At 50.3% G+C, this 26,792-nt stretch carries 24 protein-coding genes and 1 tRNA gene; 2 read left to right on the forward strand and 23 right to left on the reverse strand.

Features of this window, described 5'->3' with window-relative positions; translation table 11 throughout:
• Window positions 1-4: 4 nt before the first annotated feature.
• The 12 genes from metA to nrdR form a co-directional block, all read right to left on the reverse strand.
• The gene (metA, locus tag DXD02_RS02080) at window positions 5-937 is read right to left on the reverse strand and encodes a homoserine O-acetyltransferase MetA (RefSeq protein WP_055228462.1); all 933 of its coding nucleotides are present in this window, start codon (window positions 935-937) and stop codon (window positions 5-7) included.
• Window positions 938-1,088: 151 nt separating this feature from the next.
• Window positions 1,089-3,044: an NAD-dependent DNA ligase LigA gene (gene ligA / locus DXD02_RS02085; protein WP_055228463.1), complete on the reverse strand. Its 1,956-nt coding sequence runs from the start codon at window positions 3,042-3,044 to the stop codon at window positions 1,089-1,091.
• Complete coding sequence (locus DXD02_RS02090) at window positions 3,041-3,742, reverse strand: pseudouridine synthase (RefSeq protein ID WP_118666339.1); 702 nt, start codon at window positions 3,740-3,742, stop codon at window positions 3,041-3,043. The genes ligA and DXD02_RS02090 overlap by 4 nt, the downstream gene beginning before the upstream one ends.
• Before the next feature lie 75 nt (window positions 3,743-3,817).
• A complete protein-coding gene (locus DXD02_RS02095; protein WP_117509117.1) occupies window positions 3,818-4,696 on the reverse strand; it encodes a hypothetical protein in 879 nt (292 codons plus the stop codon).
• A 144-nt stretch (window positions 4,697-4,840) separates the two neighbouring features.
• A tRNA-Arg gene (locus DXD02_RS02100) sits at window positions 4,841-4,913 on the reverse strand.
• A gap of 127 nt (window positions 4,914-5,040) precedes the next feature.
• Window positions 5,041-5,952: a DUF5688 family protein gene (locus tag DXD02_RS02105; RefSeq protein ID WP_118666314.1), complete on the reverse strand. Its 912-nt coding sequence runs from the start codon at window positions 5,950-5,952 to the stop codon at window positions 5,041-5,043.
• 269 nt (window positions 5,953-6,221) lie between these two features.
• Window positions 6,222-6,779 (reverse strand): elongation factor P, encoded by a 558-nt coding sequence (gene efp / locus DXD02_RS02110; RefSeq protein WP_022462517.1) that lies wholly within the window; start codon window positions 6,777-6,779, stop codon window positions 6,222-6,224.
• An 84-nt stretch (window positions 6,780-6,863) separates the two neighbouring features.
• Entirely contained in the window at window positions 6,864-7,388 is a 525-nt protein-coding gene (locus DXD02_RS02115; RefSeq protein WP_117509173.1) for a YqeG family HAD IIIA-type phosphatase, read from the reverse strand.
• 74 nt (window positions 7,389-7,462) lie between these two features.
• The gene (locus DXD02_RS02120) at window positions 7,463-8,350 is read right to left on the reverse strand and encodes a patatin-like phospholipase family protein (RefSeq protein ID WP_055218274.1); all 888 of its coding nucleotides are present in this window, start codon (window positions 8,348-8,350) and stop codon (window positions 7,463-7,465) included.
• A gap of 104 nt (window positions 8,351-8,454) precedes the next feature.
• Complete coding sequence (locus tag DXD02_RS02125; protein WP_117509174.1) at window positions 8,455-9,813, reverse strand: citrate/2-methylcitrate synthase; 1,359 nt, start codon at window positions 9,811-9,813, stop codon at window positions 8,455-8,457.
• Window positions 9,814-9,943: 130 nt separating this feature from the next.
• Window positions 9,944-10,579: a DUF3786 domain-containing protein gene (locus DXD02_RS02130; RefSeq protein ID WP_117509119.1), complete on the reverse strand. Its 636-nt coding sequence runs from the start codon at window positions 10,577-10,579 to the stop codon at window positions 9,944-9,946.
• Window positions 10,580-10,593: 14 nt separating this feature from the next.
• The gene (gene nrdR / locus DXD02_RS02135; RefSeq protein ID WP_022462512.1) at window positions 10,594-11,046 is read right to left on the reverse strand and encodes a transcriptional regulator NrdR; all 453 of its coding nucleotides are present in this window, start codon (window positions 11,044-11,046) and stop codon (window positions 10,594-10,596) included.
• Between the two features lie 142 nt (window positions 11,047-11,188).
• Here nrdR and DXD02_RS02140 point away from each other — a divergent pair, with 142 nt between their 5' ends.
• Entirely contained in the window at window positions 11,189-11,440 is a 252-nt protein-coding gene (locus DXD02_RS02140; protein ID WP_022462511.1) for a YlmC/YmxH family sporulation protein, read from the forward strand.
• Here DXD02_RS02140 and DXD02_RS02145 read toward each other — a convergent pair whose 3' ends face one another.
• The 3 genes from DXD02_RS02145 to DXD02_RS02155 all read right to left on the reverse strand — a co-directional run bounded on the left by DXD02_RS02145 (window position 11,441) and on the right by DXD02_RS02155 (window position 15,674).
• Window positions 11,441-11,746, reverse strand: coding sequence for an acylphosphatase (locus DXD02_RS02145; RefSeq protein WP_022462510.1), 306 nt, complete (start codon window positions 11,744-11,746; stop codon window positions 11,441-11,443).
• A 27-nt stretch (window positions 11,747-11,773) separates the two neighbouring features.
• The gene (locus tag DXD02_RS02150; protein WP_118666315.1) at window positions 11,774-12,940 is read right to left on the reverse strand and encodes a GNAT family N-acetyltransferase; all 1,167 of its coding nucleotides are present in this window, start codon (window positions 12,938-12,940) and stop codon (window positions 11,774-11,776) included.
• Window positions 12,941-13,133: 193 nt separating this feature from the next.
• On the reverse strand, window positions 13,134-15,674 hold the full coding sequence (locus tag DXD02_RS02155; protein ID WP_118666316.1) for a heavy metal translocating P-type ATPase: 2,541 nt from the start codon (window positions 15,672-15,674) through the stop codon (window positions 13,134-13,136).
• A gap of 253 nt (window positions 15,675-15,927) precedes the next feature.
• Between DXD02_RS02155 and DXD02_RS02160 the strand changes: the two genes are divergently transcribed.
• Entirely contained in the window at window positions 15,928-16,815 is an 888-nt protein-coding gene (locus tag DXD02_RS02160) for a LysR family transcriptional regulator (RefSeq protein WP_117509122.1), read from the forward strand.
• Between the two features lie 99 nt (window positions 16,816-16,914).
• On the opposite strand, the gene DXD02_RS02165 is transcribed toward DXD02_RS02160, so the two are convergent.
• The 8 genes from DXD02_RS02165 to DXD02_RS02200 form a co-directional block, all read right to left on the reverse strand.
• A complete protein-coding gene (locus DXD02_RS02165) occupies window positions 16,915-17,196 on the reverse strand; it encodes a hypothetical protein (protein ID WP_022462506.1) in 282 nt (93 codons plus the stop codon).
• Window positions 17,197-17,231: 35 nt separating this feature from the next.
• Window positions 17,232-17,924 carry a YoaK family protein gene (locus tag DXD02_RS02170; protein WP_242991102.1) on the reverse strand — a complete coding sequence of 231 codons (693 nt, stop codon included), beginning with the start codon at window positions 17,922-17,924 and terminating at the stop codon, window positions 17,232-17,234.
• Between the two features lie 249 nt (window positions 17,925-18,173).
• Window positions 18,174-20,072: an ABC transporter ATP-binding protein gene (locus tag DXD02_RS02175; protein WP_117800814.1), complete on the reverse strand. Its 1,899-nt coding sequence runs from the start codon at window positions 20,070-20,072 to the stop codon at window positions 18,174-18,176.
• A gap of 2 nt (window positions 20,073-20,074) precedes the next feature.
• Window positions 20,075-21,847: an ABC transporter ATP-binding protein gene (locus DXD02_RS02180; RefSeq protein WP_158580100.1), complete on the reverse strand. Its 1,773-nt coding sequence runs from the start codon at window positions 21,845-21,847 to the stop codon at window positions 20,075-20,077.
• A 330-nt stretch (window positions 21,848-22,177) separates the two neighbouring features.
• Entirely contained in the window at window positions 22,178-23,704 is a 1,527-nt protein-coding gene (locus tag DXD02_RS02185; RefSeq protein WP_118666318.1) for a Na+/H+ antiporter NhaC family protein, read from the reverse strand.
• A gap of 34 nt (window positions 23,705-23,738) precedes the next feature.
• A complete protein-coding gene (locus DXD02_RS02190; protein WP_055218295.1) occupies window positions 23,739-24,986 on the reverse strand; it encodes a 3-isopropylmalate dehydratase large subunit in 1,248 nt (415 codons plus the stop codon).
• Window positions 24,987-25,004: 18 nt separating this feature from the next.
• Window positions 25,005-25,496, reverse strand: coding sequence for a LeuD/DmdB family oxidoreductase small subunit (locus DXD02_RS02195; RefSeq protein ID WP_022462500.1), 492 nt, complete (start codon window positions 25,494-25,496; stop codon window positions 25,005-25,007).
• A 45-nt stretch (window positions 25,497-25,541) separates the two neighbouring features.
• Complete coding sequence (locus tag DXD02_RS02200) at window positions 25,542-26,792, reverse strand: 3-isopropylmalate dehydratase large subunit (protein ID WP_055218299.1); 1,251 nt, start codon at window positions 26,790-26,792, stop codon at window positions 25,542-25,544.

The raw sequence follows: 26,792 nt of genomic DNA on the forward strand, positions 1-26,792 counted from the left end.
TCTCTTATTTTCCCGAAAAATCCGGAGTTCCGTCAAGATTATACGGGGTCACCTGGTATACATAGTAGTTCAGCCAGTTCGTGTACAGATTGTTCGCATGTGACCGCCATAAAAGCACTGGTTTTGTATTTGGATCGTCGTTTTTATAATAGTTCTTCGGAATCTCAATCGGGAGTCCTTTGTCTTTATCGCGGTGGTACTCGCCGTCGAGCGTCATACGGTCGTACTCCGGATGACCCATCACAAAAATCTTTCTTCCCTCTTCCGCCATGCCAAGATAGAATCCGGCTTCGTCGGACTCTGCGAGAATCGTGACATCTTTGCAGGCACGGATATCGTCGATCGGTACTTCTGTGTGGCGGGAATGCGGTGCCAAAAACTCGTCATCGAAGCCTCGCACAAGCGGGATCTTGCGGTTGTTGACTTTGTGCCAGAACAGCCCGAATTTCTTCTCCGGAAGCATCCGTTTCTTCAGTCCGTAGAAATGATACAGACTCGCCTGGGCTCCCCAGCAGAGGAACATCGTGGAGGTAACATGTGTGTTCGTCCAGTCCATGATCTTTGTCAGTTCATCCCAGTAGTCAACTTCTTCAAATTCCATCTGCTCGACCGGTGCACCGGTGATGATCATACCGTCGTAATAATTTTTCCGCACATCCTCAAATTTCACATAGAACGTGTTCAGATGGCTGGTCGATGTATTTTTCGCCTCGTGGCTTGCCACCATCAGAAAGGTGACATCAACCTGCAGGGAGGTGTTGGAAAGGGAGCGCAGAAGCTGCAGCTCGGTATCTTCTTTGAGCGGCATCAGATTCAGGATCATAATCTTCAGCGGACGGATGTCCTGATGAACCGCTCTTGTCTCGTCCATGACGAATATATTTTCGCTTTCGAGTATTTCTTTTACAGGTAAATCTGCCTGAACTTTAACCGGCATATTCTTTTTCCTCGTTTCTATTCTTCTTGATCTGCCGCGCTTTTCTCTGCGCAGACAGGCGGTTTGCTTTTTCCGGCAGGAATTTCTGCCGTCTGCTTCCGATTATAGCAGATTCCCGCGCGGGATGCAAACCGCCTTTGCAGATATTTCGTTATTCTTCTGTCATCTTCAGAAATTCCTCTTCTGAGATCACCGGCACGCCGAGTTCGCGCGCTTTCCGGTTTTTGGAGGAACTGGATGTCGTGTCGTTGTTGATCAGATAGCTCGTCTTTCCCGTTACACTTCCGGTGGCTTTTCCGCCGAGCTCCTCGATTCTTGCCTTTAATGCATTCCGGTTCGGGAAATGTTCCACACTTCCGGTGATGACGAAGGTAAGACCGGCTAATTTCTGTTCTTCCTGGCTTGCCTGCGGCTTCTCAATCGTCAGATACGACAGAAGGCGCTCAAGGCGTTCTTTATTTTCCTCATCCGCAAAGTAATCCACGATGCTTTTTGCAATCACTTCTCCGACACCGTCGATCTGCGCGAAATCCTCCGCCGATGCATTCCGGATCCGGTCGAGATCGAAATCGAAGGCTTTGCAGATCATTCTCGCGTTTGCAAGACCGATATTTAAGATGCCAAGTCCGAAAATCAGACGGGGCAGCGTTGTGTTTTTCGCGCGCTCGATGCTGTCGATCAGATTCTGGTATGATTTTTCACCGAAACCGTCCATCTCCACAATCTCGTCGCGGTAGCGGTCGAGACGGAAAATATCGGCAAACTCACGGATGAAGCCGTGGCCCACGAATTTTTCGAGCGTTGCCTCCGACATGCCGTCGATGTTCATCGCGTCGCGGCTTACAAACAGGGTGAATGCCTTCATGAATTTTGCCGGGCACTCCGGATTCGTACAGTAGAGGGTCTCGACATTGTTCATCATCTGAATCCGGGTGGCACCGCCGCAGGCAGGACACGTTTCCGGAATATCGCGCACACCGCTTCTCGTCAGATTCTCTGAGATCTGTGGAATGATCATGTTTGCTTTGTAGACAAGGATTTTATCACCCACACCGAGATCCAGCGAACGCATGATACTGATGTTGTGGACGCTTGCGCGGGAAACCGAAGTTCCTTCCAGCTCGACCGGCTCAAAAACCGCAACCGGATTGATGAGACCGGTTCTCGACGGGCTCCACTCAATTTCAAGCAGAGTGGTCTCCTTCTGTTCATCCGCCCATTTGAAGGCGAAAGCGTTCCGCGGGAATTTCGCGGTTGTGCCGAGTGATTCTCCGTAGGCGATATCGTCATACAACGCGACAAGGCCATCGGACGGGAAATCGTTTGTCTCGATTTTCGTGGAGAAATATTGCATCGCCTCGTCGAGGTTATCTTTGGTGACAACCTTGTATTCCACCACCTCGAAGCCCTGCTCTTTCAGCCACTCCATCTGACGGATTCTGGAATTTTCGAAATCCTGTTCCGGAGCGCTCACAAGCGCAAATGCCATAAAATGAACGTGGCGTTTTGCCGTAATCTCATTGTTCAGCTGGCGCACAGAACCGCTGCAGAGGTTCCTCGGATTCTTGTATTTCGCATCGACATCCTCAATCTCCTCGTTGATCTTCTCAAAATCGGAATAGCGGATGATCGCCTCGCCGCGCAGAACCAGCTCTCCCTGGTACGGGATTTTTAAGGGAATATTTTCAAACACTTTTGCATTGTTCGTGACAACCTCTCCGATCACGCCGTTTCCACGGGTGACGGCCTTTGCGAGGGTACCGCCGCGGTACGTCAGAACGACGGTCAGACCGTCCATCTTCCAGGATAGCAGCGTTTTGTGATCCCCGATGAAGCTGCGGAGCACTTCCACATCTTTCGTTTTATCAAGGGAAAGCATCGGCGACTCGTGCGCTTCTTTCGGCAGTTCGTCCATCGCCTCGTAGCCGACTTTTGTGGTCGGGCTTCCGGCGAGTGTTACGCCTGTTTTTTCCTCTAATACCTGCAGTTCGTCATACAGCGTGTCGTACTCCAGGTTGCTCATGATCTCCCGGTCTTCCTGGTAATAGGCTTTTGCCGCTTCGTTCAGCTTTTTGACCAGTTCCTTCATCCGTTCTGTCTCGTTCATCGCTTTTCCTCCCCGATCTGCTTTTTCAGTTCTGCTAATTCTTTTTCCGTTAAATGGCGGTACTCCCCTGTTTTCAGGTCTTTCAAGTGAATATTCATGATCCGCACACGTTTCAGCTTTGTGACACGATATCCTAATGCTTCGCACATCCGCCGGATCTGACGGTTCAGCCCTTGCGTCAGAATAATCGTAAAGCTGCGCTCTCCCGTTTTCTGGATCCGGCACGAGCGCGTCACGGTATCGAGAATCGGCACGCCGGATGCCATTTCTTTCAGAAATTCCGGTGTAATCTCTTTGTTTACCTCGACCTGGTATTCTTTTTCGTGGCGGTTTCTGGCACGCATGATACCGTTTACGATCGCACCGTCGTTCGTCATCAGAAGGAGGCCTTCGGAATCTTTATCGAGTCTTCCCACCGGGTAAATCCGCACCGGGTAGGACAGATAATCGATGACGTTGTTTTTCTCCCGTTTTTCCGCAGTACAGACGATGCCGCGCGGTTTGTTGAAGGCGAGATAGACTTTTTTCTCCTCCGGGACAACGGTTTTGCCTTTCACGACAACAACGTCGCCAGACTCCACCTGCATGCCGGTTTCCGCGCGTTTTCCGTTTACCGTAATCTCGCCCGCTTCTGTCAGACGGTCCGCCTCCCGCCGCGAGCAGACGCCCGCATCACTTAAGTATTTGTTTAAGCGCATGGTTTTATCCTTCCAAAAAAGCAGTTTCATAAAAACCAGAAACTGCTTTTTTTGTTTTGTATTATTCTATTGTTCCTACTGAATGCTCTCTACATATACTCTCAGGGAAGCATCTGCATCGAGTGCATTCCGATAATCGTTCTGAACCTGTTCGATCAGATTTTTGACTTCTTCGTTTTCGAGCGCCGCTTTCATAGCCTCGGTTACGGCCGCATCGCTGTCAGTATCATCCATGATTTTCAGGCCGCCGTCTTCTGTCGTGTAGAGATAATACTCCGAAAGCATCGGCAGGGTCTGGTTGATTCCCAGATATTTGCATCTGCTGCTGACAAACGCGATGTACGTTCCGTCGCTTGGACCGCTGATCGTGTAGACCTTTACATCTCCGTATGACTCCACATCGCTTTCTGCCTCAATCTGCGCCTGCTCCTCCGCGGTCAGATTATCTGTTACTGCAAAAAGACCGTTGATATCCCTTGCACCGAGCGCGGTGTAATACTGCTCCAGCACGGTGCTTACTTCCGGGACATTGTCCGTGGCAAAGGAGACAGCCGTATTATCGGTATTCTCTGTATTACTGGTATCGTCTGCCGCTTCCGGCTCACTTGTCGGCTCAGCCTCTGCATCCGGCGCGCTGGCAGTATCGGTACTGGAAGCATCTGCACTGGAATCATTCGCGGAATCCGAAACGTCCGATGAAATGCCTGTGCTGTCCTCAGAATCTGCTTTGCTGTCTGCTTTTACCTGTGTCTTTTTATCCGGCACATTGTTTCCGGTGCTGCTGCTTGTTACGGTTCCGCCGCTCGATTTTCCATCGTTTTTTGGTGACACCAGATGAACGATGAGAAGAACCGCTGCCACAATCAGGAGAATTGCTCCGATCAGAAGCATGTAGCGCAGATTATCGGAAATCCATTCCCGGATTTTATCTTTTGTTGTCATTGGTTTTGCCATATTTTTCCTCCTTCATCAAAACTGATCCGCCGGATCAGTTATTGATATGCTCAGTAAGCAAAAAAACCTCTACTTCACACCGAAGCAGGGGCTTTCCTTATCCTGCGCCGGTCCTGCCCGCCGCAGCATGCCATGTAGCAAAAACGCGTCTGGAGGGATTCGAACCCCCGACACACGGTACCGGAAACCGTTGCTCTATCCCCTGAGCTACAGACGCTGATGTGATCTGTTTTCTCAACCACACTATGATAGTTTACCACAGACTCCTGCAATTGTAAAGTATTTTTCCCACCCAGCCGCCCATTTTTTTCTTAAATTATTCGCAGACTATTCTGCCACACAGCTTACGTTTCTTCCTCACACAGCGTCAGTTCCCCGCTTTCCCGGTGGTAATAATAAACGTGATCCGACAGAATCTCCTGCGGCTTGACCGTCTTTTCATTCACGTCCCGTACCATGTCGGAAAGACACTCCTCTGGGAACACATCATAATCTGGAATCACCATGCACTCATGGATACTGCTCGGAATCACATAAAGACTTGCCTCAAAGCGCTGCGAAAGACTCTCCAGCACGCCGGGATAGCACATGCAGATTGCACCCAGCTTTCCTCTGCGGTTGCTGACCAGGTAAAACTGTTCCGCCAGCGGACCAAGCTCGAACAGGGGAAATGTTACTCCGTACTCCTCTTTCAAATACACCATAAGGCTGTCTGTGCGCACCGGCAGATCCCGCAGGGTGTTCTCCCAGGCACGGGCATCCAGCTCCTCCGCCGAAATTCCCCACAGCTCCCGGTGCGTCTCGTGGATCAGAATTGTCGCATCCGGCACGCGGTTTCCCCGCATCTGGTAATAGTACACGACCGCGAGATCGAGAAATTTTCTGTGCGGAACTTCGGAGAGCAGCGTACGGTTTTTCTCCGCATGAATGAGCTCGCAGTAGATCTGCGGCGCAGCATTTTTCCAGTTGGTAAAAAAGGCAGCTTTCTCCGGTCTTCTCGCCTCCGCTTCCACTTTCCGGTACTGCTCCAGTACCTTTTCTGCAATCTGAGAAAGCGGCACGCCCTGCAGACAGCATTCATACAGAAGCTCCACGTAGATCGTCGGTGCAATCCAGTCCTTCTTTCTGCTGATGACAAACGCCTCTTTTTCGATACCGTTCAGCTTCTGCACCGATTCTATCTTCACCTCAAAATCATCGCCGGCTTTTCTTTTCAGCAGCGCGGCAAGCTGCTCTTTGAACATCTGATAGTCCATTTTTTCCCACCTTTCCTGTTTGATTGCCTTTTGTATTTTTGCTTTACGGAACAAAAAAAGCTCCGAAAAACACAACTTAAAAACCTCTGTACAGATCTGTATATGCCAGAGATTCGTTGGTTCGCGGAACTTCGAACGATGAGAAAAACGGGCCCGGACTGCTTCCGACAGCCTTTATCAGCCATTTTTCAGACGAATATTCTATTTATTTAGAAAACCGTGTCCGCCACAAAGAAAGTTGTGACGGACAACGGCGGGAACAGTCTTACTTATACACGGGACAGATATTCACCTGTTCTGGTATCAATTTTGATTTTGTCTCCCTGGTTTACGAACAGCGGAACGCTTACGGTAGCACCAGTCTCAACGGTAGCCGGTTTGGAAGCACCCTGTGCGGTATCTCCCTTGAAGCCTGGCTCAGTCTCGGTGATCTCAAGCTCTACAAACAGAGGCGGTTCGATTGCGAATACATTTCCGTTGTAGGAACATACTTTAACCATTTCGTTTTCTTTTACAAATTTCAGAGCATCTCCGATGGTCTCTTCGTTCAGAGCGATCTGCTCATAGTTTTCTACGTTCATGAAGTAGAATAAATCACCATCGCTGTACAGATACTGCATGTCTACACGCTCGATACGAGCCTGCGGGAATTTCTCAGTCGGACGGAAGGTACGCTCTACCACACCACCGTTGATGACATTTTTTAATTTTGTTCTTACGAATGCAGCTCCTTTACCAGGTTTTACATGCTGAAATTCAAGAATCTGAACGACCTGACCATCGATCTCGAGGGTAACGCCGTTTCTAAAATCTCCTGCTGAAATCATTCTGATTTTTCCTCCTTAACATAGTACGATGCGCCAAATGCGCACCATAGGCTTATCTTATAATATAATATTTTTCCCGATTTTTCAACTGTTTTTTTTCGTAATCCTGCCGCGGGCCAGATCACGCTCATAAAAGAACAGTACAATGTGCTCCAGATACCGTTTCAGAACGATCTGAATTTCCTCTTTCGGATTGATCGGCTCGGTCAGAATATTGTAAAGTCCGGTCCGTTTTGCACCGTACACATCGGTGAAAAGCTGATCCCCGACAAAGACCGCCTGCTCCTCTTTGATCCCCATTCTCCGGCATGCCTCCTGGTAGTTTTTCACCGAAGGCTTGTGCGCATTTTCGATATAGATAGAACCGACCGCATCGGCAAACGGAGCCACACGCGGTTTCTGATTGTTGGAAAGCAGACAGGTGGAAAAACCAGTCTCCCGAAGAGACGCAAAGAACGCAGCCGCCTCCTTCGTTGCCGGCGCACCGTGCGGAACAAGCGTATTATCGATATCAAAAATCACGCCCCGGTATCCTTTCCGGTACAGATCCGCGTAATCGATCGTATAGGCACTTTTTTCTCTCCGGTCCGGGTAAAACATCCGCATCAGTATAGTTCCCCGGTTCTTCTGGTTTTTTCCACTCATCTTCTTTCTCCAATCCTCTTTTCGTTTATACAGTAACTTTATTCTTCTTTCAGAAACTCCTGCAGAGCCTCAAAATTTGCTTTCATCTGGTCATAGCCGTGCTGGTAAAATTCCCGCAGCTTCTCCTCGTCCTTTTCGAGACGCGATACCGCCGGTATCTCCGGGCGGATCACAAAGACGGAGCCTTCTTCTTCCCATTTTTCGATGCATTCGAGTACCTGGTTATAATGTTTCGCGCGGTTTACAAGCGCACGCACGAGATTCGGGTATTTGCGGAATGCCGCCACATACAGCTCCCAGCCTCTCGTTCCCTCTTTTTTGCGGTAACCGAAATTCCGTGTCAGAATAATGACATTTTTTCGGTGTCCCGTCTTTAAGGAACGGATAATCGGGATCGAATCGGCAACACCGCCGTCGACGTACTCGTTTCCGTCGATCTCCACCATCGGGCAGGCGATCGGCATGCTCGATGATGCACGGCCAATTGCAAGCAGACGTTCTTTATTTTCGCGGTCATCCAGATATTCCGCGCGTCCCGTCTCACAGTTTGTCACAACCAGCTCACACGTCTGCGGCGATGCAAAATACGTATCAAAATCAAATGGAAAAATCTCATACGGATACCGTTCGAACACCATATCCATGTCGAGCAGTGCTTTTTTCTCAACGATTGTCTTGATATTCTTATTGACGTAGCGGTTTTTCTCATCCGTGACAATCATACAGTCCCTCGTTCTGCCAATCTGGCGCGATACATAGTCCAGCGCATTGCAGGCTCCGGCGGAAACGCCGATCACATGAGGGATATAATACTCCTGCTCCATCAGAAAGTCCAGCGCTCCTGCTGTAAAGACGCCGCGATTGGCCCCTCCTTCCAATATGACTGCTCCGGATTTTGTTATGCTGTAATTTTTTGTCTCATTCATTCTCCTGCACTCTCCTATTTTTCACAATGACACATTACTTCCTGCACAGAGCAATGCCGGAGCAGATCGGAAAATCCCGACACGCTCCGGCCCTTCTGCCTGTTTTATCTGTTTTCCAGCGGAACATAGTCCACTTCATCTTTGACACTCTTGTACGCCGGGCGGATGATCTTGTCGGTGTTGATCAGTTCCTCCATCCGGTGTGCACTCCAGCCGACGATACGCGCGCAGGCGAACATCGGGGTGTAGAGCTCCAGCGGAAGATCCAGCATGCTGTAAACGAAGCCGCTGTAGAAGTCGACGTTTGCGGATACACCTTTGTAAATATGGCGCTCCTCGCCGATGATCTTCGGAGCCAGTTCCTCGACCATAGCGTACAGCCGGTAATCTTTCTCTCTGTGTTTTTCTTTTGCCAGCTGCTCAACGAAGGTCTTGAAGATGCGCGCACGCGGGTCGGAAATGGAGTAAACCGCATGGCCCATACCGTAAATCAGACCTTTCTGGTCGAACGCCTCTTTGTGCAGCAGCTTTCTTAAGTAATTCGATACTTCTTCCTCATCCGTCCAGTCTTTGACGTGTGACTTCATATCGTCGAACATCCGCACAACCTTGATGTTTGCACCGCCGTGCTTCGGTCCCTTTAAGGAGCCGAGCGCCGCTGCAATTGCGGAGTACGTATCGGTTCCGGAAGAAGAAACAACATGTGTTGTAAAGGTTGAGTTGTTACCGCCGCCGTGCTCCATGTGGAGGACGAGGGCAAGATCGAGGATCTTCGCCTCCAGCGGGGTGTATTTCTGATCCGGGCGGAGCATCAGCAGAATGTTTTCTGCGGTGGAAAGCTTCTTCGACGGATTGTGGATATATAAACTTTTTCCCTTGATATAATGGTTGTACGCCTGATAGCCATAGACGGACAGCATCGGGAAAACAGAAATCAGGTTAATGCACTGGCGAAGCACATTCGGAAGGGAGGTATCATCTGCGTGGTTGTCGTACGCGTACAGGGTCAGAACGCTTCGGGACAGAGTGTTCATCATGTCCTTGGTCGGCGCTTTCATAACAACGTCACGCACAAAGTTCTTCGGCAGGGACTGCTGCTGTTTTAAAATCGTCTTAAAATGCTTAAGCTGCTCTTCATTCGGCAGATTTCCAAACAGGAGCAGATAAGCGACTTCTTCAAATCCCATACGGTTTTCACTCAAAAATCCCTGGGTCAGTTTTTCCACGTTGATGCCGCGGTAGTACAGACGTCCGTCACACGGTGTTTTGACGCCGTCAATGATATCCGAAGACACAACGTTTGAAATCTGTGTCAGTCCCGCAAGGACGCCAACGCCGTTGACATCGCGCAGTCCGCGTTTTACATCGTATTGCCCATACAGCGAAACATCCATTTTGGAGTTATCCAGACAGATGTTTGTCAGTTCCTCTATTTCCGGTGTTACTTTCATGCTAAAAGCCATATGCATTCCCCTTTCTCTTCTCTTTTTTTACTCACTTTCGCTCATTATAGCATTAAACCAAGGGATTCGTATACTGAAATTTTTATAAACATTCGAAAAATTTTCGTAAGATTTTGTCTCACAAAAGGTATCAGGCTTCTGTTTTACATGCATCGAAGGCTTGATCCAGTGCGTCCAGGAAATCTCCCATCACGTAATACAGCGTCTCAAACCGCAGATAATCGAGGACGTTTTCATCCCACATAAACTTCAGCACCGGCGGGAATTCCTCATCGGACTCCCAGAACTGGAAGACGAGCGGCAGAAACGGAAAGACATGAAAAACAAAAGCAGCGTCTCCCGGGAAATATGGTTTTCCGCCAAGGGAAACGCATGCTTTTTTCAGCTGTTCCACATGCCCGTCATACCGTGCGGCGCGGCTGTCGTGAACGCCGGACGCAATCGTGCGGCCTTTGATCGTTCCCTTTAAGGAATTGGTACGCGCATACGTGCCGGCGAGCACAATCTCCTTCTTTCCGCAGCAGAGCAGGTCGAAAATCGTCAGCGTCTCATTGAAACTGCCCTGATGTACATGAAGAAAATGGTCTTTTGATCCCTCTACAACACCGGTATGGCGGTTCACTCTCCATTCTTCAAAAAGATACGGCACATAGAAATAATCGCCATCAAACGCAAAGCCATACTTTCCTTCGATCTCCTTCTGATCGTATGTCAGAAAACGTTCCTGCATCTGATCACGCATTTTAATATAGTTCGACACTTCCATTTTTTTGCCTCCCGCTATTTGTCGAGCATCTTTTTCAGCTCGTCCATGAACGTGTTGACGTCCTTGAACTCACGGTAAATCGACGCAAAGCGGACGTACGCCACCTGATCCAGGTCTTTTAAGTAATGCATGACCTTCTCTCCGATCACAGAGCTTGGAATCTCGCGTTCCTCGCCGTTGAAAAGCTCCGTCTCCACCTTGTTGACCATCTCGTTGATCTTCTCGGCGGACACCGGCCGTTTGTGGCAGGCGCGCAGGATACCGGTCTCGATTTTCGAGCGGTCATACTGCTCGCGGTTCATATCTTTTTTGATGACGATCAAAGGGATCGTCTCCACTTTTTCGTATGTCGTAAAGCGTCTGCCGCAGACATCGCACATCCGGCGGCGGCGGATCGCATTGCTGTCTTCAATCGGGCGTGAATCCACAACCCGGGTATTATCCTGATTACAAAATGGACATCTCATATCTTTCGTCCTCGTTTCTAAATAAGTATTTCGGAAAGTTTTCTACTTTTACAGTATACGCATTTTTCCGTGAAATTCAAGTCAACTGCAGCAACATTTTCGCATATGTTTTTCCATAGGAATCAGTAAAAAGGAGCACCGCATGCGCGTTGTAGATCTCCGCCAGAAAGAAGTTATCAATATCTGCACCTGCAAAACGCTCGGCTGTCCGATTGATGTGGAATTCAATCCAAAAACGGGACATCTTACCGGACTCGTTCTTCCGGGTCCTGTGAAATTCTGCGGCTTTTTCTGCCACGGCGAGGATTTTGTGATCCCATGGGACCGCATCTGCCAGATCGGCAACGATATCATTCTCGTCGAAATTCCGGAAAAAGAGAAAAAACAGCCCTGATCAACGGATATGAAAACCGAATTCCGATTCCAGCGGAATCTTCGTCCATTTTGCATCCGTGATTTCGATGTAGCTGGAGGTGCGGATCCTTTTGATCATCTCCGTGATCGTCTCCTCATCACCCTGCACCTCCATCTCCACCGTCTCATCCCAGCAGTTTCTCACCCAGCCTGTCAGTCCGAGCTGGTAGGCAGCATAATACGCCCGGTAACGGAACCCCACGCCCTGCACCTGGCCGTAGAAAATCACATGGTACCGGATTTCTTCTTTTTCGTCTCTTCTGTCTCGTTTCGCTGTCTCGTTCATATTTCTCTGCCTCCCAACAGTCATTGCCTAAAATTCGTCTGCCGTCGCACAGTACAGCGGAAGCGGGAACCAGTCGGATGGAATGTTCTTCCAGATTTCAGATGGAACCTTGCTTCCCTTACTTGCCAGCGGTGAAAGAAGCAGTTCCTGCGCCTGCTCCCGGTTGAGTACATCTGCCCTCGGATGGGCTTCCCGTGTCACGGTCACAGTTCCATCTTTTACCGTCACGGTCACCGGCTGTCCCTCCAGTACGGCAGACCACGTTCCATCGCTGATGCCCATCGTCTCTGCTTTCATGGTCAGCATTGCCTCGATGACGTCTGCAAATTGGAAAATACGGTACATCGCGGAACCGCAGCGCTCTTTTGTGAAGCTTTCGCAGACTTCCGATAACGCTGCTGCTTTTCCGGTCTCATACACCGGAATGGAAATGAAAAGAGAGTCAAGCGCATTTTCTTTTAAATAAGCGGCAAGTGCAGGAACGAAATCCTGTTCCTCCAACACTTCTGCTTCCACAACCTGGTTTCCGCCGCAAAGTGCCAGATATCCGATCCGCTCACCGTTTTTCCAGATTGCAATTGCCTGCTCGCCGAACGTTTTCAGGCAGGCTTTCACATCCTCTCTTACCACGTAAAGCGGTTTTTCCTCATTCAGCTTCTTTGCAAAGGCTGCCGCCTCTTCGTCCGCTTCGCCGTTTTCCGGAAACAGCGGCGCAAAGGTGTAAGCGGAGAGTTCCCCGTTTTTCCAGGTATGGCGCACATTTGCCACATCCAGGTAAAACGTGTATTTTTCACTTCCCGGCGTAAAGCCAAAGTAGGCATACCGCTGTCTCTGGCCGTCCAGTGCCAGAAGATCACACGTTCCTTCCAGATCCGTAATCCAGTCGCCAAGAAGACGCTTCATGTGGCCTTCGCCCCTTGCCTTTGGATGCACGGAAACGCTTCCCACATATCCTGCGCGGAGCAGCTTACCCCCTGCTGCCATTTGCTGCGGAAGCACCGCAATCTCGGCCCGGAGTCTGCCGTTTTCCGCAACAGCGACGCGGTGGATCCGTGCCATTTCCGGTCCTGCCTGATAAACCCTTGGAATTAACTGCTCAAAGTCGTGCGGACGGTGTGCCGTGCTGAACACGTAGTTTGCAAGTTCGATGCAGTCCTCCCACTCTTCCGGCTTTGCAAGTCTGTACTCTGTCATAATGTAAAAACCTCCTGATCCTAAAAACCCTTTTGTTTTTGCTCTTCTTTTTCTCTATCCTAACGGATTTTTGTCCTTTTGTCACGAAAATTCCGAACAAATTGCAATATTTTTGCTATATCTGGTAAAAAAAAGAAACGCGCCCGGAAATTTTCATTCCAGGCGCGTTTCCCTTTTCTCAACGTTTCCTGTTTTACTGGATTCCTTTTACGGTGTAATCCTGTGCCTCTACGGCTGTTTTCAGCACATCGTCTGATACAAGAGCTGTCAGTGTTACAACGGCTGTTCCTTTTTCATGGCTTACTTCTGCGGATGCAACACCCTCGATTGCCTCAAGTGTTTTCTTCACTCTTGCCTCGCAGTGGCCGCACATCATGCCCTCGATTGTCATGGTTTTTACCATTCCCTGTTCTGTTGTCATGTTCAGATCCTCCTTTAGAATTTCGTTTTTGATTCTTTTATCTTTTGACGCGTCGTGCATCCGAAACAGATTCAGACGCAGGGCGTTTGTCACAACGCAGAAGCTCGAAAGGCTCATCGCCGCCGCACCGAACATCGGGTTCAGCTTCCAGCCGAACAGCGGGATCCATACGCCCGCAGCCAGCGGAATACCGATGATATTGTAAATGAAGGCCCAGAACAAATTCTCGTGAATGTTCCTGAGGGTCGCACGGCTTAAGCGGATCGCTGCCGGTACATCGGAGAGGCGGCTCTTCATCAGGACAACGTCTGCCGCATCGATCGCGATATCGGTTCCTGCTCCGATGGCAATACCGACATCCGCACTGGTCAGAGCCGGTGCATCGTTGATGCCGTCTCCTACCATCGCTACTTTTCCTTTTTCTTTCAGGCGGCTGATGACCGCTTCTTTTCCATCCGGCAGAACGCCTGCGATGACTTCGTCCACACCTGCCTGTGCGCCGATGGCACGCGCGGTGCGCTCATTGTCTCCGGTCAGCATCACGACACGGATTCCCATATTCTGCAGCTCTTTCACCGCACGCGGGCTGTCCTCTTTGATGACATCCGCAACCGCGATCATACCGAGCATCTTTCCGTCTTCACTGAAGAACAGCGGTGTCTTTCCTTCTTCGGAAAGTTTTGCTGCCTGCTCTTCCATCTGTTTCGAGAGAACCGCTTTTTTCGTAATCAGTGCGCGGTTGCCTCCGCAGAGCTCTTTTCCGTTCCGTTTTGCCACAAGGCCGTTTCCAGGAAGCGCAGAGAAATCACGGACTTCTTCGCGGGCCAGGCCTTTTTCCTCTGCAAGTGCAAGAATCGCACGGGCCAGCGGATGCTCACTTTTCTGCTCCAGTGCAAAGGCACCTTTTAAAAGCTCCTCCTCACTTACACCGTCCGCCGGGACAAGATCGGTTACCTGCGGCCCTCCGCTTGTGATGGTTCCAGTCTTATCGAGTGCAACGATCTGTGTTTTTCCTGTCTTCTCGAGAGAAACTGCGGTTTTGAACATCGTTCCGTGTTTTGCTCCCATTCCGTTTCCGACCATGATCGCAACCGGTGTTGCAAGGCCGAGCGCACACGGGCAGCTGATAACGAGAACGGAAATACCTCTTGCAAGAGCAAAGCCGACGCTCTCTCCTGCAAACAGCCAGATCACAATCGTAGCAAGTGCAATGCAGATAACGGCCGGCACAAAAATACCGGAAACTTTATCGGCCACTTTGGCGATCGGCGCTTTTGTCGCTGCCGCATCGCTGACCATCTGAATGATCTGGGAGAGTGTTGTGTCTTCTCCGACTCTCGTCGCCTCACAGGTCAGGAAACCGGACTGGTTTAAGGTCGCCGCCGATACGCGGTCGCCGGCCTCTTTATCCACCGGAATACTCTCGCCAGTCAGCGCGGATTCGTTGACGGCACTCGTTCCCTCCAGGACAACGCCGTCCACCGGAATATTTTCGCCCGGGCGGACGATGAAATGATCGCCCTTTTTCACCTGATCAATGCCGACTTCCACTTCTTTTCCGTCTCTTAAGAGAACGGCGGTCTTCGGAGCCAGCTTCATCAGACTCTTTAACGCATCGGTCGTTTTTCCTTTGGAAATCGACTCCAGCATTTTTCCGACGGTAATCAGGGTCAGAATCATGGCTGCGGACTCGAAGTAAAATTCATGCATATAGCTCATGACTGCATCCATGTCCCCCTGTACCTGCGCTCCCGTCATGGCAAACAGGGCGTAGACGCTGTATACAAACGATGCGGTAGAACCAAGCGCTACCAGTGTGTCCATGTTCGGTGCTTTATGCCAGAGACTCTTGAAACCGCTGATAAAGAATTTCTGGTTGATGACCATGACCGCAATGGTAAGCAGGAGCTGTACCAGTCCCATTGCGATGTGATTTCCTTCAAAGAATTTCGGCAGCGGCCATCCCCACATCATATGGCCCATGGAGAAATACATGAGCGGAATCAAAAGAAGAACGGAGCTCAACAGACGGCGTTTCATGACCGGTGTTTCCTTGTCTTTCAGCATCTCTTCGTATTCTGCTGTGGAAGCCGACTGTGATGTGCTTCCCTTCTCGCCTTTTTTCGACGCACCGTAGCCTGCATTTTCCACGGCGGCAATAATCTCTGCCGGGGAGGCCGTTCCCTCCACGCCCATGGAATTTGTCAGAAGGCTGACTGCGCAGGATGTGACACCGGGTACCTTTGACACGGCTTTTTCGACACGGGTCTGGCAGGCGGCGCAGCTCATGCCGGTTACATTGTACTGTTCCATCGTATGTCTTCCTTTCTGTAGTTCTGGATTTTCTATTTCATATACCCTAATGGGGTATCTTGTTTTCTTCTACACTATATACCCTGTCCGGGTATTTTGCAAGTGTTTTTTCAAAAAATTTCCACTTCTCTTCTGCCATCCCCCGCACAATCCGGCCGGACCATCCTCAGAAATCCCTTGACAACCCGGCGCATGTATTTTATATTGAAGCAATCATGGATGATTTTTTCTTCTTCATCCTTCGGAGGTTTTTATGATTACATATGATTATTATCGCATTTTTTACTTCGTAGCACAATATCACAGCTTTACAAAAGCCGCGGAAATTCTGAAAAACAACCAGCCCAACATCACACGGTGCATGAACAATCTGGAAAGTGAGCTTGGCTGCAAACTTTTTATCCGTTCCCACCAGGGTGTCACACTGACAGCGGAGGGCGAAAAGGTGTATGAGCGTGTGGCCGTTGCCTACGAACAGCTCCGCACGGTTGAGGAGGAGCTGGCTCTTGAGCGGTCTCTTGAGAGCGGCCTTATCACAATCGGTGCGAGTGAGACGGCACTTCGTCTGATGCTGCTCTCCCGCCTGGAGCACTTCCACACCCGCTATCCGCACGTCCGCCTGCGCATCTCCAACCACTCGACGCCGCAGGCCATCCAGGCGCTCGAAAACGGTCTGGTCGACTTCGCAGTCGTCACAAGCCCGGTGGAAATCCGCAAACCGCTGCACAAGATCCCGATTTTCCCATTCCAGGAAATTCTGATCGGCGGATCGAAATATGCATCCCTTTCCGCAGAGCCGCATCATCTCGGCGAATTGTCAGAATATCCTTTTATCTCGCTTGCCAAAGACACCGGCACGCGGGAGCTGTACGCCGAGTACTTTCTGAATCACAACCTCGCCTTCCACCCCGATATGGAGGCGGCGACAACGGATCAGATTCTTCCTATGGTCGAGTATAACCTCGGCATCGGATTTTATCCGGAGGAGCTGGCACGCGATGCCTTAAAGAGCCGTACCGTCTGTCGGATTCCGCTCATCGAGGAGGCCCCCAAACGTGAAATCTGTCTTATCATCAACCCGCGGCAGCACCAGAACGCGGCGGCAAAAGAGCTGATCGAGGAGCTTCTGGAACGCGTATAAGATTTTATGAACTTTTGTTTGAAACAGAAAAAGACCCTGTCTACCGGCGGACGGAACATCGCTGCTCCATCCTTCCCGTATACAGGGTCTCTTTTTTATTTATGCCTGCTGTCCGGCAATCTGCTCTTTTTTATGCGGCATGGCAAATACCATCGCCGTGTAGGAAAGCATTGCGCCTGTGATGTAGAAGAACATCAGAAATCCGCTCCGGTTCAGCACAGCGATGCGGACAATTCCAATCCAGAAACCGACGTTGGACGCCAGGGAGAACACACGCGCAAACATCATGTTTTTCTCCTCACCCTTTGCCAGGCGGACGATCAGCAGCAGCATGGCCGCTGAAAAGAATAGTGTCATACAGCACTCCAGAAATACTTCCATTTTTTCAGCCTTCTTTCTTCACTCTCTCTTATTTCTCAGCGGTACTTTTCCAGTGACATCAGAAGGAAGCTCACCAGAAGAAGTCCGCAGGAAATCCAGATTACATGGATTCCATACAGCATGGAGAACACGCCTCCGATTCCGGCGCCGATGGCGAAAGCCAGAATCACGCCGAAATAGTATCCGGCCTGACGGAGCTGTTCTTTTTTCTTATCCCGCATATACATAGACAGCGCTGCGGTTCCGCTTCGCAGGTTTCCGATGCACATGGTGCTTGCATACGAATAACCGCCGACCTTGCGGAAGGTCTGTACCTGAATCGCGCACGCAAACGATACAAGCATCGCCGCGAGCATATTATAAGAAGACGGAATAAATCCGACGATCGCAAGGATCACAATTTCCGCCGCGAGAAGTACCTGCCGCCAGTGCAGCCTCTTTGCATACCGGTAATGCTCCTGGAAATTTTCTGCCAGAAATACACCCATCGCAAAAAAGAGGATCGGGAAGAGATACCGAAGACCTGCCGTAAAGTTTCCTTCCAGAAAGTTCTGGCTCATCAGCACAACGTTTCCCGTCTGGGCATTTGAGAATACTTCATCTCTGCAATTGTACGTGTAGGCATCCTGAAAACCGCCGGACAGCGCCAGAAACATACTGTTGATAAATGCTTCCGACATCTGATTTTCCGAGAGCAGGCGTCCTACAAGGCTTGCTTTCTTTTCCATAAATTTTCCCTTTCTTTCAACAGACGGCCCGGCTTTTTGGTGCCTGCCGTTTTGCTTCCCTTATTATAACCGCCCGCTTTTTGAGATGGAAAAACGGATATCGTATTATGCTCATATATTTTTCATATGACTATATTGATTTAAAATTATTTTAATATGATACACCGTAAAAAAAGGAGAAATTTTGTCACTTTGCACAAACAAAATTTCTCCCTTTTTGTAAATTGTCTTTATTGTTCTAAAATTTTCTTACTTTCTTCCTCTCTGTTTCTCACTCTGCTCGCGGTGGTACTGCAGCGTGTAGAGCTGGTAATATCTTCCCTGCGCTGCTAAAAGCTCCTGATGCGTTCCATGCTCCACGATTTTTCCGTGGGACAGTACGATAATCTCATCCGCATGCTGGATCGTCGAAAGACGGTGCGCTACGATCAGCATCGTTCCGATGTTCTTCATCTTTTCCATGGAATCCTGGATCAGAAGCTCTGTTTCGGTGTCGATGTTCGCCGTCGCCTCGTCAAGGATCATGACCGAAGGCTTATGGATGATGGTACGCGCAAACGAGAGAAGCTGGCGCTGTCCGGCGGAGAAGTTGTTTCCTCTCTCCCGCACCGGCTCGTCGAGGCCGTGATCCAGCTTGTTGATAAACTGGTCAGCATTCACGTAATGGCAGACGTCCATGATCTCCTCATCGGAAATCCCCTCCTCACGGAGAATAATGTTGCTACGGATCGTTCCCGAGAACAGGAAGACATCCTGCAGCATCTGGCCGAATTTTTTCCGCAGGGAATCAATCTTGATCTTTCGGATGTCGATGCCGTCGATCAGAATCTCACCCTTCTGGAACTCGTAGTTCCGGCAAATCAGGGAAAGAATCGTCGATTTTCCGGAACCGGTGGAACCCACAAATGCGATTGTCTCTTTCGGGTTGACGTGGAACGAAACGCCTTTTAACACCCACTCGCCCGGGATATAGGAAAACCATACGTCGCGGAACTCAATTTCGCCCCTGATGCCGGTAAGTTCGATCGCATCCGGCGCATCCTGCATTTTGGGCTCAAGATCCAGAATCGAGAATACTTTCTCGGCGGATGCAAATGCGGACTGCAGCCAGTTGAACTGCTCCGCCAGGTTCTGGATCGGGTTGAAGAATTTTGAAATATACATGTAAAAGCTGACGATCATACCGCTGGTAAGCGTCTGGCCGAGGAACGACGTTCCCTCCAGATAGCCCTTGCCGCCTAAATACAAAAGGCAGAGCACGGAGCTGATATACAGCATGTAGACGAGCGGACGGAAAATACCAAACACGAAAATCTGCTCCTGCTGTGCGCGGCCGAGTGCGTTGCTCTTGTCGGTAAACTCGCGCATCTTGGCATCCTCGCGGTTGAAGATCTGTGTGATTTTCATACCGGAAAGGTTCTCCGACAGATACGTGTTGATGTCCGTAGTACAGTCCTTTACTTTCCGGTGTGCTCTTCGCGAGAATTTGCGGAAAATAATCGAGAACAGCATGATAAACGGCACGAAGCAGAGCACCATCAGCGTCAGCTCATAGTTCAGAAACAGCATCGCAATCAGAATACCGATGATCACGAAGAAGTTCTTCAGAAGATTGACCAGAAGGTTGGTGAACATCAGCGAAATCGCGTTCGTATCGTTTGTCGTTCTCGTGACAAGCTTTCCGACCGGAATCTCATTTAACTGCTCGTGGGAAAGGCGCTCGATGTGGACGAACAGATCCTCCCTCATATTGGAAATGATTTTCTGACCCGTCTTCTGCAGAATCACGGCCTGGAAATACGTGCACGCCATCGAGACAAGAAGGATTGCCGCATAGCCCGCTACCCACAGAAACAGGGTATTCAGCGCGAATTTTCCAACGACGAGCTCCTCAATTTTGCCGACGATCAGCGGCGAAATGATATCGTACGCGATCGAAAACAGCATCAGAAAACCAACAACGATAAACTGGCGGTAAAACGGCTTTGCGTAATCCATCAGACGCTGCATGATTTCACTGTCTTTCATGTTCCGCTCAAAGCCGGTTTCTTTTTCTCCATCTTTCACTACAAACGCGGCCACAATCAGCAGGGTGGAAATCACGCCGATGATCGCGCCGACCCAGAGAATCGGATAATAATTGTGCATTTCTACTCCTCCCCCGCTTCCTCTTCAAGTTTCTGCAGATCGACCATCTTGCGGTACGCCGTGCAGGTCCGGTACAGATCCTCGTGTTTTCCGACTGCATGAACTTCTCCGTCCTCGACGAACACGATCTTGTCCATCTGCTCCACCATTGAAATCCGGTGTGCGATCAGAATTGTCGTCAGTCCCTCACGTTTTTTGAGATTGTCGAGAATCGTGCGCTCTGTTTTGGTATCGACCGCAGAGACGGAATCGTCGAGAATCAGAATCGGTGCGTGTTTCATCAGCGCACGCGCAATCGAGATTCGCTGCTTCTGTCCGCCGGAAACCGTCACACCGCGCTCGCCAAGAACGGTGCGGTAGCCCTCTTTGAACTCTGCGATATTGTCATGGACATCGGACATCATCGCCGCATCCTCAATGGCCTCCTGGTTTTCGTCATCAAAGGCGAAGGAAATATTGCCGGAAATCGTGTCGGAGAACAGGAAGTTGTCCTGCGGCACGTAGGCACAGCCCTCACGCACGGTGTGGATGGAAACGGTGTTGACATCGTGGTCATCAATGAACAGCGTTCCGTCCGGCACGTTGTAGGTGCGGAGCAGCAGATCGACGATGGTCGTTTTTCCGGAACCGGTCTTTCCGACGATGCCGACACTCTCGCCCGGCTCAATGGTAAACGATACGTTTTTCAGCACATCGTACTCCCCGTCCGGATAGCGGAAGGTCAGATTGCGGAACTCGATTTTTCCATGGATGGACGGCAGATCCTGCACACCGCCGCGGTCCTTCACATCGACTTTTGCGTCAAGCAGTTCCGTAATACGGTTTAAGGACGCTTTTCCACGGGATGTTTTCTCGATCAGCATGGAGACCGCCATGATCGGCCATACAACGGCCGAGAAATAGCCGATATACTCGACAAGCTGGCCGGCGTCGAAGCTTCCGCAGTAAACGAGATAGCCGCCGTAGCCTAAGATTACGCAGATGACGGACTCGACGAACAGCGTTACCATAATGTTCAGCAGTGTGGAAATTTTGGTATATTCTACGTTGATGTCCTCGTTCTCGCGGTTCAGTCTGCGGAACATCATCAGCTCTTTCGTCTCTTTGACGAATGCTTTGATGACAGCAAGACCGGAATAGTTTTCCTGCGCGAAATCGGACAGCTCGGAAAAGGCCGCCTGGCGCTCTTCCCACTTTTTCATCAGGTATTTGCCGAGCGTTGTGCCGGCGGCCATCAGAAATGCCATCGGGATCATGGAAAGGCCGGTCAGGAAGTGGTTCATGCGCCACATTTTGATCACGGCAAGCAGGCCTAAAAACAGCGCATCGCAGAACATCAGAATACCGTCGCCGAAGCACTCCTGCACGGTATCGAGATCGTTCGTGTAAAGACTCATCAGGTTTCCGACTTTGTTGACCTGATAATACTCCTGGGACAGCTCCTTGCTGTGCGCGAACATGCAGGTACGAAGATCGGTCACCACGCGGATCGCGGAGCCGAAAAAGCAGACTCGCCACAGGAAACGGCCGACTACCATGACGATAATGGTAATAATCATGGGCCGGCAGACCTGATCCAGCAGAAATTCCATATCAAACACCGCCGCCTGGCCGTTGACCAGAACAGGGTCGCCGTTCATGCCGTTGATGACCATGCGGTACAGCTCCGGTATGAAAAGCTGGAAATAATCTACGAGAATCAGCGCTGCAAGACCGAGAATCAGAATGGGCGCATTCTTCAGGTAGTATTTGTTAATGTACTTTCCAAATATCATATATTTTCTCCCTCTTTTTGTTTTTGCCATTGTCTGCTATGATCTTTCTGATCATAACAGTCCTTCCCTTTTCCAAAGCGTTTTCGCCCCGGAATGCCTCCTTTCTTCTCCTGCATTTCACAGCTCCGATGCAATTTTAACAGAGATAAACAGAAGGAACTGGACTTTGAAAAATCCAATTCCTTCTGTTCCAATTCACATTCCTGCTCCAAAAGCGTTCCGCTTCTTCTTTGCAGGACACCGTTGTCCTGTGAATGTTTGTTCTATTTTTTAGTATACGGTTCTTTTTCTCTCCCGTCAAGCATTTCACGCGTTTTTCTGTTTTCTTTTTTATTTTTTGCCGTTTTCCGCTTTTTTTGCGCAAAATCTGCGCATTCCGGTTAAAACAGCCAAAAGAAGAAAAAGGCTGACGCCAAGTGTGATCCACCACGTTCTGGTCACGGCTGCAATCAGATATCCCACCAGGCAGACACACGCCGTAACGGCCGCATACTGCATCTGCGTCGATACGTGGTTCAGATGGTTACTCTGCGCACCCGCACTTGACATAACCGTCGTATCCGAGATCGGCGAAATATGGTCACCGCAGACCGCCCCTGCCAGGACGGCGGATACCGAGATAATCATCATCTCCAGATTTGTTCCGGCTGCGAACATGCCCGTTGCAATCGGCACAAGAATCGCGAACGTTCCCCAGGAGGTTCCCGTCGAAAAGGAAAGGAACACCGCCACTGCGAACAGCACCACCGGGATAAAAATACTTGCGGATGCATGGTCTCCCACGACGTTTCCGACAAACTGGGCCAGGCCCATCGCATCACCGACGCCTTTTAAGGTCCACGCAAAGACGAGAATCGTAACCGCCGGAACCATCAGCTTGAAGCCCTCGGACAGGCTGTCCATAAAGCTCTTGAAGGTGATGACCTTCCGCGGCAGATACAGCGCCATCATAAACAGGATCGTCACGACGGAGGCAAAAATCAGACTCGTTTCTGCATCACATCCTGCGAACGCGGAAATCACATTGTCCGCGCCGCCGAGGAAGCCAGTGTAAACCATCGCTCCAATCGCTGATACAATCAGCACGGCAACTGGGAGCACGAGGTCGATGACTTTTCCGTTCGGATTGACCTCCTGCTCGGAAACCTGCTCAAACTCCTCGCCTCCGGTCGTGAAAAGATCACCTTTGGCGGCATTATCCTCGTGGAGCTTCATCTGACCAAAATCAAAGCCGGTGTAGCAGATGTAAAAGACCATCGCAATTGTAAGGATCGCATACAGGTTATACGGAATTGTCCGCAGAAACAGCTGGAATCCGCTGATTCCCGCATCCGCCGGCACATACGAGTTGACGGCTGCCGCCCAGCTTGAGATCGGCGCGATAATGCAGATTGGCGCTGCGGTGGAGTCGATGATGTATGCGAGTTTCGCGCGGGAAACCTTGTGGCTGTCCGTGACCGGGCGCATGACAGAGCCGACTGTCAGACAGTTGAAATAGTCATCCACAAAAATCAGAACACCAAGCCCCATCGTTGCCAGAAGCGCACTCCGCTTCGTTTTGATCTTCGTCCCCGCCCATTTTCCATACGCCGCCGAGCCGCCGGATTTCGCCATCAGCACGACAACCATGCCAAGCAGGATATCGAAGATCAGAATGTTGATGTTCATGCTGTTCCGTAAAATTTCAAAGAAGCTTGTGAACGCATCCCACGGATGGAAGCCGGTGTACAAAAGGACACCGACTGCCGATCCGATGAACAGGGAACTGTAAACTTCTTTTGTTACAAATGCAAGCAGAATTGCAAGCAGCGGCGGGACGAGTGCCCACCAGGTTCCGATAAACATTGAACCATTCATGTCGTCTGTTTTCCCTTTCTGCTGTTAAGTTCGTTTACACTTCCGGCGTCACAATTTTTCCAGCTACTGCACATGCTGCCGCTGTCTTTGGAGATGCCAGATAAATTTCAACTTTAGAAGTACCCATTCTTCCAAGAAAGTTTCGGTTGTTCGTTGCTACAACACGCTCGCCGTCAGAGAGGATTCCGCCCGCTCTTCCGCAGCACAGGCCGCATCCCGGATGTGTAATCATGGCGCCTGCCTCTGCCAGTGTATCGAGAATGCCCATTTTGCTTGCCTGCAGATAAATCTTGCGGCTTGCCGGTGTTACGATCAGTTTTACGTAGTCGGCTACTTTTTTGCCTTTTAAAACCTCGGCTGCCGCCTGCAGATCCTCGAGACGGCCGTTCGTACAGGAACCGATGAAGACCTGATCGATCGGGGTTCCCTCGAGAACGCTGGTATCACGGATCTTGTCTACCTGGGACGGGCATGCCATAACCGGCACAAAATCCTCGGCGCGGTAGGTGATGGTGCACAGATATTTTGCATCCTCATCGCCTTTTAAGCTCTTCTGATAGTCATTGAGTTCGATCTCGCAGTATTCTGCGGTCTTCTCATCCGGGGTAAAAAGTGCACATTTGGCACCTGCCTCGATCGCCATGTTGGCAATCGTCATACGGCTTGCCACGGTCATATTTTCTACGGTGCTTCCTGAGAACTCCAGTGCGCGGTACGTTGCGCCGTCTGCACCGAGGTCACCGATCAGACGCAGGATAATGTCTTTTGACATCACATTTTTCGGCAGTTCGCCTTCGATGACAACTTTGATCGTCTCCGGCACTTTGATCCACATCGTACCCGTTCCAAGGATGCTCGCCATCTCTGTGTAGCCGATTCCGGAAGAGAATGCACCGACACAGCCGTATGTCGTCGTGTGGCTGTCGGTTCCGAAAACAACGTCGCCCGGTTTTACGTAACCTGCCTCTGTCATTAACTGATGGCAGATTCCGTCGCTTCTGTGTACGTTTTTCATGCCGTATTTCTTTGCAAATTCATCGCCTTTGTGGAAATGTCTCGTATCGTCCACCTGGCTTGCCGGAACGAGGTGGTCGTAGATCAGAACGACTTTATCCGGGTCCCACAGTTTGGTAAAGCCCATCTCCTCGAATTTATCGCCGACAAACGGGATGAAGATATCATGAATCATGACTCTGTCCACGTTGACCGTCACAATGTCGCCCGGTTTTACGTCTTTTCCGGTGTTGTGGCGGATGATTTTTTCAATTACTGTATTGCCCATCGTTTCTTCCTCCCGCTCTTAATCCAATCCGTTGCGCTTGCGCATTGCCTTTACCAGGCCGCCTGCCTGAATGATATCCATCAGGTTCTCCGGCAGAGCTGCGATCGGGTATGTTTTTCCGTTGTAATCAACATGCTCATTCATCTTGACGGTGATGGTGTCGCCCTCTTTGATATCGTCGTGCAGATCCGGCTGCTCGATCAGAAGAAGGCCGTTATTGATGGAGTTGCGGAAAAAGATCCGAGCAAAGGATTTCGCGATAACGCAGGAAATGCCGAGCGCCTTGATGATCTCCGGTGCCTGCTCTCTCGAGGAGCCGCAGCCGAAGTTCTTTCCTGCCACGATGATGTCGCCCTTTTCAATCTGTCCGGCCAGTTCCGGGCGGAGCGGGGAAAAGCCGTACTGTTTCATATCGTCAATTGTCTTTAAAGCAAGATACTCGGTCGGGATAATGATATCGGTATCAATATCGTCTCCAAGCACCCATACTTTTCCTGTAAATGCTTCCATATGTTCATTCTCCCAAAAATATTATGTATCCCTCAAAGAAAATGGTCAGATCTGATCTGCCGTCGCAATCTTTCCGGCAATCGCGGATGCGGTTACCGTAGCAGCGGATCCCAGGTATACTTTGGAGCTTGGATGACCGGCACGGCCCTTGAAGTTACGGGTTCCGGTGCTGATCAGCACTTCGTTCTCGCCGATGACACCCTGGCAGCTTCCCCAGCAGACGCTGCAGTTCGGGTTCATGACGATGGCTCCGGCCTCCATGAAGGTGTCGATGATGCCTTCTTTTAATGCCTGGCGGTAGATCGTCTGACTTGCCGGAACAACGAGGAAACGGACGCCCTCTGCAACTTTCTTTCCGCGGATGATCTCTGCGCCGACGCGGAGATCTTCGATTCTTCCGTTGTTGCAGGATCCAAGGAATGCTTCATTGATCGGCGTTCCGCAGGTCTCTTCTGCCGGAACAACGCGGTCTACGAAATCCGGTTTTGCAACAACCGGGCGGACTTTGGAAAGGTCAAAGGTGTACTCTCTGACGTATTTTGCGTCCGGATCGCTGTGGAAGATTTCTTTTGGCTCTCTTCCGTGCTCTTTCAGGTACTCGATGGCTTTCTCATCTGCCTCAAAGATACCGGTCTTGGCGCCGGCCTCAACTGCCATGTTGCAAAGTGCCATACGGTCGCTGATGCTTAAAGTCTTTGCACCCTCACCGGTAAACTCCATCACCTGGTAGTTGCATCCGTTTGCGCCGACCTCGCCGATGATGGTGAGGATCAGGTCTCTCGCATAAACGCCCTCCGGCAGTTTTCCTACAAGATTGAATTTTACGCTTTCCGGTACGAGTACCCAGGAAGTTCCCGTTACCATGCCGTACAGGAAATCGGTACAGCCGACACCGGTGCCGAATGCGCCGAGTGCTCCGTAAGAGCAGGTATGGCTGTCAGCGCCAAAGATCAGTTCGCCCGGGCGGACATAGTTCTCAATCATCACCTGATGGCATACACCTTTTCCTTCCCAGAAGTCAATGTTGTTCTCTCTTGCAAAATCACGCATCTTTTTCTGGGATGCTGCTGTTTTCGGGCTGTCGGACGGCACGTTGTGGTCGACGATGAAAACGAGCTTTTTCGGATCCGCAATGTGCGGGTGGTTTAATTTGTTGCGGTACATATCAACCGTCAGATGGGTGGTTCCGTCGTTGCTCATCAGACGATCCAGTGTTACGGTGTGGATATCTCCCGGCTTTACTTCCGGAACGCCGGCTGCAGCGGCGATAATTTTCTCTGCAATTGTCATTCCCAT

The sequence above is a fragment of the Blautia sp. TF10-30 genome (assembly GCF_003481245.1).
Lineage (GTDB): Bacteria > Bacillota > Clostridia > Lachnospirales > Lachnospiraceae > Fusicatenibacter > Fusicatenibacter saccharivorans.

Bases quoted from the DNA above. Each gene is read 5' to 3' on its own strand.
- nrdR (WP_022462512.1), bottom strand. From the start codon at position 11,046: ATGAGATGTCCATTTTGTAATCAGGATAATACCCGGGTTGTGGATTCA.
- DXD02_RS02200 (WP_055218299.1), bottom strand. From the start codon at position 26,792: ATGGGAATGACAATTGCAGAGAAAATTATCGCCGCTGCAGCCGGCGTT.
- DXD02_RS02160 (WP_117509122.1), top strand. From the start codon at position 15,928: ATGATTACATATGATTATTATCGCATTTTTTACTTCGTAGCACAATAT.
- DXD02_RS02185 (WP_118666318.1), bottom strand. From the start codon at position 23,704: ATGAATGGTTCAATGTTTATCGGAACCTGGTGGGCACTCGTCCCGCCG.
- DXD02_RS02120 (WP_055218274.1), bottom strand. From the start codon at position 8,350: ATGAATGAGACAAAAAATTACAGCATAACAAAATCCGGAGCAGTCATA.
- DXD02_RS02155 (WP_118666316.1), bottom strand. From the start codon at position 15,674: ATGGAACAGTACAATGTAACCGGCATGAGCTGCGCCGCCTGCCAGACC.
- DXD02_RS02170 (WP_242991102.1), bottom strand. From the start codon at position 17,924: ATGGAAAAGAAAGCAAGCCTTGTAGGACGCCTGCTCTCGGAAAATCAG.
- DXD02_RS02095 (WP_117509117.1), bottom strand. From the start codon at position 4,696: ATGGCAAAACCAATGACAACAAAAGATAAAATCCGGGAATGGATTTCC.
- DXD02_RS02195 (WP_022462500.1), bottom strand. From the start codon at position 25,496: ATGGAAGCATTTACAGGAAAAGTATGGGTGCTTGGAGACGATATTGAT.
- DXD02_RS02180 (WP_158580100.1), bottom strand. From the start codon at position 21,847: ATGATATTTGGAAAGTACATTAACAAATACTACCTGAAGAATGCGCCC.
- efp (WP_022462517.1), bottom strand. From the start codon at position 6,779: ATGATTTCAGCAGGAGATTTTAGAAACGGCGTTACCCTCGAGATCGAT.
- DXD02_RS02190 (WP_055218295.1), bottom strand. From the start codon at position 24,986: ATGGGCAATACAGTAATTGAAAAAATCATCCGCCACAACACCGGAAAA.
- DXD02_RS02140 (WP_022462511.1), top strand. From the start codon at position 11,189: ATGCGCGTTGTAGATCTCCGCCAGAAAGAAGTTATCAATATCTGCACC.
- DXD02_RS02130 (WP_117509119.1), bottom strand. From the start codon at position 10,579: ATGGAAGTGTCGAACTATATTAAAATGCGTGATCAGATGCAGGAACGT.
- DXD02_RS02105 (WP_118666314.1), bottom strand. From the start codon at position 5,952: ATGGACTATCAGATGTTCAAAGAGCAGCTTGCCGCGCTGCTGAAAAGA.
- ligA (WP_055228463.1), bottom strand. From the start codon at position 3,044: ATGAACGAGACAGAACGGATGAAGGAACTGGTCAAAAAGCTGAACGAA.
- DXD02_RS02150 (WP_118666315.1), bottom strand. From the start codon at position 12,940: ATGACAGAGTACAGACTTGCAAAGCCGGAAGAGTGGGAGGACTGCATC.
- metA (WP_055228462.1), bottom strand. From the start codon at position 937: ATGCCGGTTAAAGTTCAGGCAGATTTACCTGTAAAAGAAATACTCGAA.
- DXD02_RS02165 (WP_022462506.1), bottom strand. From the start codon at position 17,196: ATGGAAGTATTTCTGGAGTGCTGTATGACACTATTCTTTTCAGCGGCC.
- DXD02_RS02125 (WP_117509174.1), bottom strand. From the start codon at position 9,813: ATGGCTTTTAGCATGAAAGTAACACCGGAAATAGAGGAACTGACAAAC.
- DXD02_RS02175 (WP_117800814.1), bottom strand. From the start codon at position 20,072: ATGCACAATTATTATCCGATTCTCTGGGTCGGCGCGATCATCGGCGTG.
- DXD02_RS02090 (WP_118666339.1), bottom strand. From the start codon at position 3,742: ATGCGCTTAAACAAATACTTAAGTGATGCGGGCGTCTGCTCGCGGCGG.
- DXD02_RS02145 (WP_022462510.1), bottom strand. From the start codon at position 11,746: ATGAACGAGACAGCGAAACGAGACAGAAGAGACGAAAAAGAAGAAATC.